Source organism: Rhodococcus sp. MPR-R1B, from assembly GCF_058793255.1.
The window spans coordinates 241732-256364 of record NZ_JBXAFO010000003.1 but is presented as its reverse complement, the minus strand read 5'-3'; the positions used below and the strand labels follow the sequence as shown (position 1 = coordinate 256364).

Genomic DNA, 14633 nt, shown 5'->3' with positions numbered 1-14633 from the left:
GCGACGGGTCGTTCGTACAGCAGGTGTCCCGGGTTTGAGGGTTGCCTATGGGACGAAGAAGGTTGCGAAACCCGGGGTGACAGGTCCGGCGGCAGGCAATATGGCGACGGCAACTTGCCCGGCTCCAGTCTGCAGGGTTGCCTCTCCCGGGGTTCCTTGGTTGTCGCCAGAAAGCCGACCGGTGCCGGAGGCTCCTGTCGAGAGGTTCATCCAGCGCACTTCCGTCGAAAGCATGCAACCCCACCGCTCGTCTTTGGCGCCGGTGATCGTCACCGTGCCAGGTTGTTCGCCGACTACCGCCACACAGTGGACAGGGGGTGCGTCGAAGCTGCCGTTTGGGTTCCCGAACGGCGCCGGGTTGATTTGGAACGGAACGGTGACCGCAGCGGAGGCAACGGCTGCGGGCGCGAGAACCGATACGGCCACTATGGATACGCAGGCAGATAGTCGGCGTACGAGATTCGTCACGGTAACCTCCGGTAATCGAAGACGGTGTGGTGCCCATGCTCTACCCGGAGCGCAATTACCGCAAGGGGATCCAGTTTTCGAGCCAGCGGCGGTTCATGAATCGCTGAGTGCGTGACCGTTTGTAGAATCGTTGTCCTGCAACGCGTATCGGTATACGAAGCCTGTATTGGGCGGTGAATAGCCCAATCGTGCTGGGCTCCACCGAAAGTACTAACTTTCCAGCCATCGGCCAGCCGGCTTGCGGTGTAGCTCGACAAAGCTGGTGTTGTTCGCAAGGCGGGCTGAACGATTTCTCAGGGAAGGCAATGGATATGGATGATGCGCTCGTTCCGCTCGAAGATGCACTCCCGCAGCTGTTCTCGCATCTTTCGCGGTTTCACGCTGGCGTGAGGGGTCTGCGGCGTGGGCAGCCAAGCCGCGTTTGGGGGTCGAGCCTCTAACTGTCGAATGATTGCGACAGCAGTGGATTTCGTTGGATAGAAGTGCGGAGACCAATCCTGTGGTGGTGGCTGCGGGTCTCGAAATCACGTTTCATCTACCAAACAAATGCTTGATCGCTAGAGTGTGTGCGACATCGAAAGCCCGACAAAGTTCGATTTCGAAGGAGTTCGTATGGTTGCACCTCAGGCTTATGTCGTCGATGCGCTCCGCACTCCGGTGGGTAAACGGCACGGCTCGCTCGCAGGAGAGCACCCAGCGGACATGGGGGCCCACGTGATCACATCGATTCTCGACCGCACTCGACTGGACCCGATGGCCGTCGACGATGTGATCTTCGGTTGTGTCGACGCTATCGGGCCGCAATCGGGCAACATTGCCCGCACTGCCTGGCTTTCAGCAGGCCTACCGTTGGACATCCCAGGAACGACAGTCGACAGACAATGCGGATCTTCACAGCAAGCCGTCCACTTCGCAGCGCAAGCGGTCATGAGCGGGACCCAAGATGTGGTGCTTGTCGGCGGTGTGCAGAACATGTCCTCGATTCCTATCTCGGCGGCGATGCGTGCCGGCAACGAGTACGGATTCGACACGCCCTTCAGCAAGTCCCGGGGGTGGGCAGCACGATTCGGCGAGGCCGAAATCTCACAGTTCGTCGGCGCCGACCTGATTGCCAAGAAATGGGGTATCAGCCGTGAAGACATGGAGGAGTGGGCACTGCAATCGCATCAGCGTGCCCGTGCTGCCATCACAGACGGCCGATTCGAGCGTGAGACAGTGTCATTGGGCCAATGCGTCGTTGACGAATGCCCACGAGAGACATCCATGGAGCAGATGGCTGCACTGCCCGCATTGAGGGATGGCTCGTTGCTGACGGCTGCTGTGGCTTCGCAGATCTGTGACGGCGCATCAGCGGCCCTGATTGTCTCCGAGAAGGCGCTCGAGGTTCATGGATTGAAGCCACGTGCGCGCATTCATCATATGAGCGTGCGCGGCGACGATCCGATGCTGCAGCTCTCGGCGCCGATACCCGCGACGAAGTATGCACTGGCGAAATCCGGCATGGCGATCGGCCAGATGGATACCGTAGAAATGAACGAGGCATTCGCTTCGGTAGTTCTGAGCTGGTTGATCGAGACGGGTGCAGATCCCTCCCGGGTCAATCCCAACGGTGGTGGAATCGCATTGGGCCACCCTCTTGGGGCCACTGGCACCAAGTTGTTCGCCACGATGTTGCACGAGTTGGACCGCATTGATGGACGGTACGGACTCCAAACCATGTGTGAGGGTGGCGGGACCGCGAACGTCACCATCATCGAGCGGCTGAGCTGAGCTCGAGAAATTGGGCGGCATGGAAGACCTTCTGTTGTAGCGCTTTGTCGGGTGCAACGCGCCCAACAGGGGTGCCGTGGCGCGGTGTGCGACGATCCGAGTGTGGGAGAACAGGCGGATCGTCTTGCTCGTGGTGAGTGGTATCTCGATGATGACGAGCTGAGGCAGCGGCGGCTGGAGTGTTGGCGTCGACTCGACTCGTTCAATGGGGCTGCGGCGGACGACGACGCTGTCCGCTCACGGGCTCTCGCCAGCCTTTTTGGTGAGGTAGGTGACGGAGCTTTGGTGGTGCCGCGGTTCCAATGCAGCTACGGACACAACATTCGGCTCGGAGCCAACGCATTCGTCAACGCGAACGGGTTCTTCATGGATGATGCGCTGATCACGATCGGCGCGGACGTGAGGATCGGGCCTGGAGCCCAGCTGATGACAGCGTTGCACCCTGTCGATGATCATCGACGGCGCCGCGAGGGATGGGAGCGGGCTGCTCCGATCGTCATCGGTGAGAACACGTGGCTCGGCGCCTCAGTCACTGTCGGTGCAGGAGTTTCGATCGGTCACAACGCCGTGATCGGCGCGGGAAGTGTGGTCTTGCATGACATTCCTGATCACGTCGTTGCTGCTGGATCGCCGGCAAGGGTTATCCGTCGGACACCTGCCGAAGTTGAGGGACTGCAACGCGAGCACTAGGGCATGCGATGTCAGAGGGTGATCGTGCGGGTGGGCTCCCAGATGGCGGGGTCGCGGTGGGTGACGACGAAGACGGTGGCCGCCAGTTCCCGCACGGCGCCGGCGATACGGCGCTCGGTGGCCTCGTCGAGGGCCGAGGTGGCTTCGTCGAGAACCAGGACGGGAGCGTCTTTGAGGAAGGCGCGAGCGATCGCCACCCGCTGACGTTCGCCACCGGAGAGAGCGGCACCCTGGTGTCCGATGTCCTGATGAATGCCGAGCGTCGAGCGGTCGAGAACGGCGCCGAGGGCAGCGCGCCTTGCGGCGTCCTCGATCTCGGTTTCGGTAGCGCCCGGTCTTCCAAGTCCGATGTTCTCCCCGAGGGTGCCCGAGAACACGAGTGGGTCCTGCGGCACGTAGCCGATATGTGCCGCCAGAGCGTCGTAGGGCAAGTCGCGCAATGAAACTCCGCCCAGAGTGACGCTGCCTTGGTCAGGATCGTCGAAGCGCATGAGCAGCCCGAGAAGTGTGCTTTTCCCCGTACCCGAGCGTCCTGCGACGAGAACTCGCTCACCCGCGGGGATCTTCGCGGTGATGCCGCGCAGAACCGGAGCGTGGTCTACCCCGGCGACCTCGATGTCAGTTCCAACAGGGCGCGCGGCGTCCCGGGGTGCGGGCTCGGCCAGTGCGGGAGCCGAAGTCGCTGTGCGGTAGTCGCGAACCGTTGCGCGCAGCTCGTTGACTCCGATTCCGGCCAGGGCGAGTTCGTCGAGCGGCGCAGCGGCGCGGGCGGTGAGGATGACGAGGGCGAGAGCGGCTGCGGGATCGTCGAATCCGGTGGCAGCGAGGAAAATCACTGCACCTGCCAACGGCACAATGGTGGCGATCGCCGAGATGAATGTCGCTGGTGCCGCGGCGAGATTTGTCCGTGCAAGCGCGGCTTCCTGATTCCGCCAGCTTCGCTCGATTCGTTCGATGGAACGTGTGGGACCGGCTGCCGTACGCAGTAATTCGAGATGATCGGTGAGTTCGAGTGTCGACTGAGTTGCTGCGAGCTCGGCTTCGTGTCGGCGCTCGTCCGCTCGGCTGAGCGCACGCTGGGCCAGCGTCTGAGCGGCGAGCGACACGGCGAGCAGTCCACCGACGAGCAGCATGACACCTGGCCCCGCGACGACCGCGATCCCAGGAAGCAGGAGCAGCGGGATCAGCGGTGCAACCAGGAAGGTCTGAAGTTGGTGCGCGGGAACACTCATCAGCGACGGGATCCCGCGCCCGGCGACGGTGGCGAGCAGTGCCCGGTTGTCGTCGGTGAACCAGGACAGTTTCGCACGGGCGAAGGCATCGCCGAGAGCGTCGTAGAGATCGCCGACGAGTCGAGCCCCGGTGAAGTAACCGCCCCGCGAGACCAGGACGGTCACGAAGAGAGCAATGGTGGCCGTGGCCAGGACGAGAACCGGCGACCGGTGATCAGCGATCGAGAGCGCGAGGGTGGTGTACGCGATCGCTTCGAGGACAGCGACGGACACCCAACCGAGTCCGATGGTGATCAAGCGTCGTCGGACTGCATTGGCGCTGTTCATTATTCGGCTCCAGTCAGGGCTGCATTGTGCGACGCGGCGTCGTTCACGTTTCGACCGCCGAGGTCGAGTCGATCGTCGGCATCGTCTGCAAGAGCGGGGTCGTGGGTGACGATCACGACCGTCTTTCCTTCGTCGTGCGCGAGGTACCGCAATTCTTTCAGCAGTTCTGCCGCTGTCCGATCGTCGAGTGCACTGGTCGGCTCGTCGAGCAGCAGTACTGCTGCGGGCGAGAGGAACACCCGAGCGATCCCGACTCGCTGACGTTCTCCGCCGGAGAGTGAAGCTGCGTGGGCGTCGAGGCTGACGTCGATCTGTGCCCGGCGTAGTGCGGCGGTGTATTCCGCGTCCGTTGCATCGGGGGCGGCCAGCGCGATGTTCTCGCGCACCGTGGCAGGTAACACGTCTGCGCCCTGGGGTGTGAGCAGAACGGACTGTGGCCGCAGGTTCTCGTCGATCGCGGTGATGCTACGACCTGCGTAGCGGACGGTACCCAGTTCCGGGATCTCGAAGCCGGCCAATGTTTTCAGGAGCGTCGTCTTGCCTGCTCCACTCGGTCCCGTGATCGCAGTGATCGTGGCTGGGCGGAATGCATGCGTGACGTCGTCGACGACTCTGCGGTCCGCGATCGTGACAGTCAGGTTGACGATCTCCAGTCGATCGGAGGGACTCGAGGCCGGAACGGTTGGCGCTTCACCGGCAGGGAGGGTGGGTTCGTCCAGGGCAGCGGCGAGCCGGCCCGCAGCAGAGCGTCCAGCAGCGACGTAGTCGAGGCCGTGCCCGAGCCGCAGGGCCGGTGTCACGATTGCGAGGCTGAAGAGAATGGTGGCGGCCAACGTCGTTGCATCCCAGTGGAATCCGACGGCATAGGCGATCGCGAACGTCGCCGTCGCCTGCATGAGGGCAACGGCGACGGCCGCAGGGGTAGCCACGAGTCGAACGCGCTCCTGCATTCCCCGGGTGAACCGTGCTGTCGATTCTGCATAGTCGGCGGCAGCGCCGGTCTGCGCGCCGTAGATCCGGCAGACGCGGATGCCGCGGGCATAGTCGTCCACGGCAGTCACGATGTCGCCCATGACATCTGCACTTTCGGCGCTGTGCCGAGCGGCCATTCGGGGGATCACGACCAGGTAGAACAGAGCTGCCACGATGCCGGGAGCCAGAGCGAGAAGCGCCACGGGGCCGGCTGAGGCAACCAACGCCGCGATCGTGACCGCGGGGACCACGATGAGTGTGGCGAACTCGGCCGGTAGGTGCGCAGTCATATGGTGCAGCGCCGAGATGTCGTCCGAAACGAGCCTCCGCAGTGCGTCTCCGCTGTAGCGGGACAGCGTGCTTGCCGGTAGGCGAACGAGGTGGGCTGCGAGCTGGCGTCGAAGCCTGGCCTCGAAGAGTGACTCGGCGTGATGCGAGAGCCACGACGACGTGGCAGCGAGCGTTACCCCGGTGAGCCACAGCCCACATGCCCACCCGGCCCAGCTCATCGACGGTTCACCGATGAGTTGCACGACGCACCAGAGCGCCCCGAGCATCGCGACCCCCGACGCTGCGGCCGCGACGACCCCGGCAGCCAATGCAGGCAGCGCCGGGCGCAAGGCCGGGACCAGCGACGGTTCGACGAGAGGGCGGGGCATGGATAACTCCTTGAATCAGCGTCAGGGTGCAGGCACGACAAATGACCGAGACCTAAGGTTAGGGGTCGATGGCTCCATGTGGTTATCGCCGTACGCCGATTTCTTACACTCGCCCAGCATCTGTCGGTGTCAGGATGCGGCCGAGATGGAACTCATGACGTCTTCCCACACGCCCATGACTGCGGGTTCGGTTGGACCCGTTTGGGTGAAGACTGCCACGCATTTGCGGCGGAAGTCGTACATCTCGATCGAGCTGGTCAGGCCGTGAACGCCGTGGGTGAGGGTCAGCCAGCACTCCGAGACACCATTCAGGTCGATCACCGTCCGGCAGGTGTCGGACGCCAAAGTCAGCGTCCCCCCGAACATGGCTGCGGCGTCGAGGTCACCACGGTGGATCTGCAGGCATCCGTTCCCGGCGACGACGGTCGTGACGGGCAGTTGGTGGTAGGACAGGTGCTCCATCCCGGCAGCCATGAGGTGAGGATCAACTCGCCGGTAACCGAGGGCGCCCAGAGCGACCAGGCCGCTACGACGTTCGCTGCCGCCGTCCGCGAGGATGAAGTCGAGCTGTGTCAGCTGATCGGCTTCGGCCCAGAATGCGGGCGTATTCGATGTCTGGATGGGAGTGCTTGTTTCCCTCGCAGTGCTCGGCGCAGTTCGCATCGCTTCGAAGGCGAGACGATCCGAGGCCGGGGTCAAATACGTGGTGTGTGAACTTGATCCGTGGATGTCGAACATGCGGAGCGTCGGCGGTATGTGCTGCTCTGCTTCAGTGGTCACCACCGAGCCGAGGGAGGCAACGTTCAAACGCAGAGCGACGAGCCCGGGCGCGCAGACCAACGGATCGCCGGGAACTGTCGGAACGGAGTACTTGCCCGAGTCGTTGACAGCCACCGGGCCTGCGACGGTGATTGCTACCGTGTCGTCCAAGAGCGGCAACATTTCGCCGACTACGTCAGGTGCGGTGTCGATCAGTTCACCACGGAACCCCGGACGCGCAAGCAGTGCGTCCAGGTCCGACATGCGCGCCAAAGCTGCACAACGACATTCGCCACGGTGCGGGTACATCTCAGTAGACATCCCTTAGGTACCGCTTCGATCGTTTGAGGTTGTTGACGTAATCCTCAGCGGCGTCCGCATCCAACCCACCGTGCTCGGCGACGACCTCGTGCAGCGCGTCGTCGACGTCCTTTGCCATCCGAGTGGCGTCGCCGCAGACGTACACGTGCGCACCGTTTTCGAGCCAGTCGAACAAGTCTCGGCCCTGCTCGCGCATACGAGTCTGAACGTAGATCTTCTCGGACTGATCGCGCGAGAAGGCCAGATCGAGGCGAGTCAGGACACCGTCACGGGTCAGCCCGTTCAACTCGTCCTCGTAGATGAAGTCGCTCGACTGATGCTGATCGCCGAAGAACAGCCAATTCTGCCCCGACGCGTTGCGCGCGCGACGCTCGTGCAGGAAAGCGCGGAAGGGTGCGATGCCGGTTCCGGGGCCGATCATCACGACGGGAACAGCGTCATCGGCGGGTAGGCGGAACGAATTGTTCTTGGAGACAAAAACTCCGACCCGATCTCCCTCGCCGACGCGGTCCGCCAGGTACGTCGAGCAGACGCCGCCGCGGTCCCGCTCGCCCGAGCGGTAGCGCACACTCGCTACCGTCAGATGGACGGTGCCGTCGTGGGCCAGCGGGCTGGAGGAGATCGAATAGACCCGATGTTGCAGCGGGCGAAGAAGTGTAAGCAGATCCTCGGGATTCAGGCGAATGCTGTTGTCCAACTGGAGGAGATCGAGAACGTCCTTGCCCCACAGCCACGCATCGAGCGCTTCCCGATCTTCCGTGTCGAGAATATGCTGCAGTTCGGCGTCGCCGCTGCGTCGGGCGATGTCTTCGATCAAATCGCGCGAGGGAATGGAGATCTCGTAGTCGCTGGTCAACACCTGGTCCAACGGTGCGGACGAGCCGTCTTTCGCGGTAACCACGTAATCGCCGCTGACACCGAGCTGATGGATGATCGCCTCGACGAGGGCGGGGTCGTTGATCGGGCGGATGCCCAATCCATCTCCGGCCTCGTAGTCCAGACCGTCCTCGCCGAGCGCAAAGGTGAAGTGGCGGACTTCCTTGGCTGAGTCCTCGCCGGACAACAGCCGGTTGGCGAGGACGGTTGCAGGATAGGGGTTCTTGCGAGTCCACTGGGACTTGGTCTTCGTCTGAGCGGGCGCAACCGGCGAGGCAGCGGCCCCCGCATCACCGTCGACACCGGCCACCGCAGCGACGGCCCGAACGATCCACTCGGCCGCCGGATCCTCGTAGTCGACGTCGCAATCGGTGCGGTCGACAACCCGGGTCCCGCCGAGCGCTTCGAAGCGGGCGTCGATGTTCTTTCCCGACTGGCAGTACCCGTCGTAGCTGGTGTCACCGAGTGCGAGGACTCCGAAGTAGAGACCCTCCAGCCGGGGCGCACTCTCGGATTCGACTGCATCCCAGAACAGCTGCGCGTTGTCGGGCATCTCGCCCTCGCCGTAGGTGGAGGTGATGACGAGCACCCGGCGCATGGCGGAAAGTGCATTGATATCCACGGTGTTCAGACCCGCGACAAGTGGTTCGAGACCGTGGGCACGAGCAGCTGCGGCTGCGTCTTCAGCCAAGGACTCCGCGTTGCCGGTCTGACTTCCGTAAAGGATGTGCACGGCTGCGCCGGCAGCTCTCTCCACTGTCGCTGTTGCAGTACCGGTTTGACCGGACATGACAGTTCGCGAGTGTAGACCGGCCAGGAATCCGGAAAGCCACGCGCGCTGGTCGCCGGTGAACGGTGCGTATTCGGGGATGTACGGGATTTCCATGATTTGAAGCTCACCTACTTTCGGGGGAGGAGGTCAGGACACCAGGTCGGGGATCGTGCGCGAAGCGAACAGTTCGTCGAAGTTCGGCAGTGATCCGAGCTTGTCCCGATTCTTGTTGTCTTGAAACAGAATCCACCCGTACGTCGCCGGGCTGTCCATGGCCAACACGTTGCGTAGGCTCAGCGCCTGCTTGTAGTCGTCGACCCGCTTGGCTGCAATCAGCGCAGCCAACTGTTCGTCGTCGTAGTCGGCCAGAATCTCTTTCGAGTACTTGACCAAGTGCTGGACGAGGGCGAAGTCCTCGGTCAGCACCAGGTTTCGGGCCGCCTTCTGCACTGCTGGATCGTCGGGTCCGGACGCACCCGGCGTGCGGGCGGCGGCGAGTTGTTGTGCGAAGTGAAGCACGGTGTACGCACTGAGCAGCGCATACATCGTCGCGGTATCGGTCTCGCCATAGGCGGGGACTGCTCCGTTCAGTGCGGGGCGCCCATCGCGCACTGCGAGTTTGAACGTGCGGACCTGACGTGCTGCGATGGCGGACGCCAATTCTTCGAGAAGCTCTTTGTGCGACTTCGCAGCCAGGATTGCATCGCTGTCCTGGTAAAGCATCAATGCCTTGGGCATGGCGTAGACGAACGAGTGCTGTTCGACTTCCCAGTTCTCGAGTAGTCGGGTTCCGAGCGCGGATCCCGTTGCTTCCACATGCAGTTCGAGCAGGAGTTGTACCGCGTGGTTGTGGACGGCGGCCAGAGGATCGGTCGCAGCGGTGATCGAACCCAGCAGTACGGAATCGGTACTTGCTCGCAGTGCCAATTCGCCGCGAGGGTCGTACTGGTAGAAGAACCCGCCGCTCATGCCGTTGCCGACACCCTTGCCGAACTCGCCGAGATTCACGACAGCACCGTTGGTCATGTACTCGCCGGCGAAGTCTCCGACACCTTCTACGACAGCACTGGCGCCGGAGTTACGAACTGCGAAGCGATCGCCTGCTTCACCTTCGACGAACACTCGTCCACCGGTGGCGCCGAAGAGTGCGAAGTTGCCGATCAACACGTTTCCACCGGCGTCACTGGAGCCGCCGCCTGGGCTGCGCACGGCAATCACGCCGCCGCTCATGCTCTTTCCTACGCCGTCGTTACATGTCCCGGTGTGTTCCAGGTGCATGCCGTCGTTGCAGAATGCGCCGAACGACAGGCCCGCAGATCCGGTCGTCAGGACGCGCACGCTGCCCGGCGCCAGATACCGTCGCCCGCGCTCGTCGGTCAGTACTCCCGGAGCGAGAAGCCCGGCCGCTCCGTAGTTGAGTTCACGTTCGAGGTCGATCGCCAACTGACCACCGACGCTCTTGTTCCGGTTACCCAGGTGCAGTGCACCTTCGGCGAATTCAGGTCCGGACACGGCGACCGAGGCCTCGCCACGGTTGAAGAACACCGTACGAACCTCGTCCATGATCTTCTCGTCGAGCGCGTACTCACGTTCGAGGTACACAGGATTGTCGATGGTGATGTCCGGGGCGGACTCGAACATCGCGTCCAGCTTCAGATTGCCGACAACAGACGGGTGATCGAGCAGATGCAGGAGATCCGTTCGACCCCGCGCTTCCTGAAGGGACCGCATTCCCAGATTCGCGAGCAGTTCCCGAGTTTCGTGAGCGATGTTGAGAAGGTACTGCGCCATCGCGCGGGGATCGCCGTCGAACAGTTCCGGGTTGGTGGTCAGACCGGCGGGGCACTTGATGTTGCAGTTCTTGGCCATGACGCAGCCCATCATCATCAGCGCCGACGTACCGAACTCGAAGCTGTCTGCGCCGAGTAGGGCGGAAGTGATGATGTCGCTGCCGGTCTGATGCGCGCCCGAGCATCGCAGAACGACTTTCTGGCGAAGGCCGTTGGCACACAGAGCTTGATGGACCTCCGCGATACCGACCTCGGCCGCACGACCCGCGTATTTGAGGCTGGTCACCGAAGCTGCGCCGGTGCCACCGGTATTTCCGGCGACGTTGATGACGTCGGCGCCGGCCTTGGCGACACCGACGGCGATGGTGCCGATTCCTTCCGAGGACACCAACTTCACGATCACCCGAATGCGAGCTGCCTTGCAGTCGTGGATGAGCTGAGCGAGGTCCTCGATGGAGTACGTGTCGTGGTGAGGCGGCGGCGAAACCAGTTCGACCCCGGGCGTTCCGCCGCGGGCGGCAGCGATGTCGACGGTGACCTTGGCGGCCGGAAGCTGCCCGCCCTCACCGGGTTTTGCGCCTTGGCCGAGTTTGATCTCGATCTCTTCGAGCATCGGATCGGCGAGGTAGCCCGCCCAGATTCCGAAGCGTCCGGATGCAAACTGCTTGATGCGCGATGCACGAATCGTGTTGTAGCGCGAAAGGTGTTCGCCGCCTTCGCCGCTGTTGGACATCGCACCGACCATGTTCGTGCCGTGCGCGACGGCTTCGTGCGCCGGAGCGTTCAGTGCGCCATGGCTCATGGCACCCGACGCCAACTTCGGGGTGATGTCGCTTGCACTCTGTACCTCGGAGAGAGGTACACCTGCCGGTGCGACCCTCAGCTTGGAAAGGAACTCTGCCGCAATACCGGTTGCATTCAGCACCAGATCCGGGTCGGTGGCCTCGATGGTGACGTCGTCGGCAAAGGCGACGGAAAGAGCATCGCCGAGTGCTACCACCCGAGCGGTGTCGTCGGCCAGTGGACCGTCCAGGCTAAGTGTGTACCGGCCGTCCGCGGCAGATTCACACCGGATTCCACGCATCACGATCGTCTTATTGCTGCGCACCGAGAATCGGCTGATCTGGTCGGTGAACTCGGCTGTCGTCACCGCAAATGTGACATCACCGGGCACGGAGATGACATCGCGCAACGCGGCGGGACGACGCGATCGTTCCGCAGCCATGACAGTGGAAAAGTCCCGGTACCCGGCGGTGATGTCGAAGTCGTCGATCTGCTCGGTGGTCAACCGGTCGAAGCTCGTCGCCCGGTATGCCCCGGCGTCGAGGCGGAAGGCGTCGTCGAGCCGTCCGAGCGGCAGTAGACGTAGAGCCTCGAATTGTTCTGTTCCGGAGGGACTGTCGAACGCGATCTTCTCTTCGGTGAGTTCGACGTACTTACGGACCGCGATGGTACCGAACGAATGCCCTGCGCCGTCTGCACGCTCCTTGAACAGGCCGAGCAGTGGCAGATCCTTCTCGCCCCCGACTTCGCTCGCACGCTCGTGCCACTGCTTCGAGGTCACCGCGACGGTGTCGAAACCGACGCCACCCACCGGTGACTTCATGTTGGGGAACCACTGGCGCAGAACAGGGTCGGACGTATCGAGGAAGTTGGGTTCGAAAAATTCTCCGCCGATGTAGCTTTCGACGGTGCACAGACCGACGCGTCCCATCGTCTTCATCAGGGACTTCTCGGCGGCCTTCGCGAAGCGTCGGAACGCGGCGTCCGGGTCAGCGGCGAACTTCTCCTCGGCTCGCAACTGAACGGACAGCGGATAGACGGCGGAAGCGCCGAAACCGAGTGCGGCCGCAACGTGGTGTGAGGACTCGATCTGGCCGCTCTCGACGATGAGAGAGACGCGCAGTCGCAGGCCCGCGTCGATGAGGCGTTGGTTCAATGCTCCGACGACCATGATCGCGGGAAGTGTTGCGCGCTCGTGAGATACGTGGCGGTCGGTCAGGACTGCGATTCCGCCCTGTTCGGCCGCGAAGGCTACAACAGCGTTGCCGAGCGCGGTCATCGCGTCGACCATTGCCTGCGCGTCACCCTCGGCGGGGTAGAGCATTTCGAAGCGGCGGTGCGGAGTGTGGTTCTGTTCGCGGATCTTGAGCATGTCCAGGTGCCCGAGGATCGGCGAGGCGATGACGATCTGCTTGCCCTGTCCGGGGGACATCTTCGCACCCAATGCAACCCTGAGAGTCATACCGTCCGCTTCCCGGATGCTGTCGAGGGGAGGGTTGGTGACCTGGGCGAATCGCTGCGAAAAGTAACGAGCCACGCCGCCTTCGCGGTCGCTCAATGCGTTGATGGCGTTGCCGTAACCCATGGCGGAGACCTTTTCGGCTCCGTGCGTGAGCATCGGATCCATCAGGAATTTGAAACTTTCCTGATCCAGGGAGTACGCCATGTAGCGCTGATGAACCTCGAAGGTGCCGTTGTAGCGGGTCGGGGAGCTGACCTTCTCCGCTGGCACGGTGGGAATGTCTTCGATCAGGATTCGCGATTGCTCCAGCAACGACTGGTAGTCGCGCTGAGCGGCAATCTTTTCCAGAGCTTCGCGGGCAGTGTAGGTATGGCGATCGCGATGATCGAAGTACAACATTCCGCCGGCCTCGACGCGGCCACGGTGAATCACCGTCTCGGGTGCGAACGCGATCTGTCCGGCTTCGGAGAATGCGCACACGTAGTCGTGTGTCTCGATCGTGCGTAGTGGACGCAGACCGAGGCGATCCAGGCGCGCACCGATGATGGTGCCGTCGCCGAACACCAGCGCTGCCGGTCCGTCGTTCTTCTCCTCGTACAGCGAGAAGTACTCGAACATCGCACGCACTGCGGGGGAGAGAGTGGTGTCGTTTTCCCAGGCCGGCGGCATCATCGAGACCACAGCCGTCACCAGGTCGACACTGTCCTCGATGACGCGAGCTTCCAGGGTCTGATCGAGTCGGCAACTGTCGGACTGGCCGGGCGGACGGACGATCGCACGTCGTTTTGCACTGGCGACAGCAGCTTCGGAGAGCCGATTCTTCTTGTCCGTGTTCAGTTCTCCGTTGTGAGCCATGAACCGGAACGGCTGCGCCATCGTGGGATGCGGGTCCGTGTTGGTCGAGAACCGCGTATGGAAGTACATCGTGTGCACGGCGTGATCGGGGTCGACCAGGTCGCGGAAGTACGGGATCACTTCGTCGGAGTTCAAGCGACCCTTGAGAACCTGAGTTCGCGCGCTGAGCGAGAGTGGGTACAACCCGCGTAGTGCAGGGGTGTTGTACGCGATTGCCTCGATGGCGAGCAGAGCTTCGTGCACGAGGCGATCGACTACCGCAGGCTCGGGGCGAGGAGTGGGCACCTCGAAAATCCACTGCCTGACCGGAAGTTGATGCGCGATCGCGGCCGGCCGAATCGCCGAGTTGTCGACCGGGACGTCGCGCACTGCGAGAGTGGTGAAACCGCGATCGAGAAGTTCACGTTCGACCAGGGCGGCAGCGCGAGCGTGCTGGGCGTCGTCGTCCGGAAGGAAGAAGTTGCCGACGCAGAAGCGTCCGGCGCGAAGGTCGGAGCGCCCGGTTACCTTGCGGAAGAACCGGAGGGAGAGGTCCACCGAGACGCCGCCGCCGTCGCCGACGCCCTCGGAGGACATACCGCCGCGGTGCGGAACCGAGCAGAGCGCTTCGCGGCCCTTGATCAGGACATCGTGGGTCTGCACGCCGTCCTTGCGCGTGATGAACCCGACCCCGCAACTGCTCTTGTCATCTGCGGGGTCGTACAAACCGACGATGGACGTGCTCACTGCAGCAACCTTCTCCCTGTCCTGGTTGCCCGGAGATTGTTCGACCGGGCAGATACGACGGCATGTATTCCGTCAGGGCAGGGCGTCGCTGCTTCGATGAAGCGGCACCCGAATGGGTTCAGACTACTGAGTAGAGGCTTACCTTAGTCAAGTCTGCTTGGTGTGACTTGG

Annotated in this window: 8 protein-coding genes; 2 read left to right on the top strand and 6 right to left on the bottom strand. The window is 62.9% G+C overall.

Annotated features, from left to right (window positions below):
• Positions 1–45 precede the first annotated feature (45 nt).
• The gene (locus tag AC1Q61_RS06465; RefSeq protein WP_003943006.1) at positions 46–426 is read right to left on the bottom strand and encodes a hypothetical protein; all 381 of its coding nucleotides are present in this window, start codon (positions 424–426) and stop codon (positions 46–48) included.
• A gap of 654 nt (positions 427–1080) precedes the next feature.
• On the opposite strand from AC1Q61_RS06465, the gene AC1Q61_RS06460 reads away from it, so the two are divergent.
• Positions 1081–2238 carry an acetyl-CoA C-acetyltransferase gene (locus AC1Q61_RS06460; protein ID WP_030536178.1) on the top strand — a complete coding sequence of 386 codons (1158 nt, stop codon included), beginning with the start codon at positions 1081–1083 and terminating at the stop codon, positions 2236–2238.
• Positions 2239–2340: 102 nt separating this feature from the next.
• Entirely contained in the window at positions 2341–2928 is a 588-nt protein-coding gene (locus AC1Q61_RS06455; protein ID WP_037126297.1) for a sugar O-acetyltransferase, read from the top strand.
• Between the two features lie 11 nt (positions 2929–2939).
• Here AC1Q61_RS06455 and AC1Q61_RS06450 read toward each other — a convergent pair whose 3' ends face one another.
• The 5 genes from AC1Q61_RS06450 to AC1Q61_RS06430 all read right to left on the bottom strand — a co-directional run bounded on the left by AC1Q61_RS06450 (position 2940) and on the right by AC1Q61_RS06430 (position 14462).
• A complete protein-coding gene (locus AC1Q61_RS06450; protein WP_215516168.1) occupies positions 2940–4487 on the bottom strand; it encodes an ATP-binding cassette domain-containing protein in 1548 nt (515 codons plus the stop codon).
• Positions 4487–6118, bottom strand: a complete 1632-nt coding sequence (locus AC1Q61_RS06445) for an ATP-binding cassette domain-containing protein (RefSeq protein ID WP_042925250.1) — start codon at positions 6116–6118, stop codon at positions 4487–4489. The genes AC1Q61_RS06450 and AC1Q61_RS06445 overlap by 1 nt, the downstream gene beginning before the upstream one ends.
• A gap of 129 nt (positions 6119–6247) precedes the next feature.
• A complete protein-coding gene (locus AC1Q61_RS06440) occupies positions 6248–7141 on the bottom strand; it encodes a ChuX/HutX family heme-like substrate-binding protein (protein WP_042925282.1) in 894 nt (297 codons plus the stop codon).
• Between the two features lie 46 nt (positions 7142–7187).
• The gene (locus tag AC1Q61_RS06435) at positions 7188–8960 is read right to left on the bottom strand and encodes a sulfite reductase subunit alpha (protein ID WP_042925253.1); all 1773 of its coding nucleotides are present in this window, start codon (positions 8958–8960) and stop codon (positions 7188–7190) included.
• 33 nt (positions 8961–8993) lie between these two features.
• Positions 8994–14462 carry a glutamate synthase-related protein gene (locus tag AC1Q61_RS06430; protein ID WP_492651104.1) on the bottom strand — a complete coding sequence of 1823 codons (5469 nt, stop codon included), beginning with the start codon at positions 14460–14462 and terminating at the stop codon, positions 8994–8996.
• Between the last annotated feature and the right edge of the window lie 171 nt (positions 14463–14633).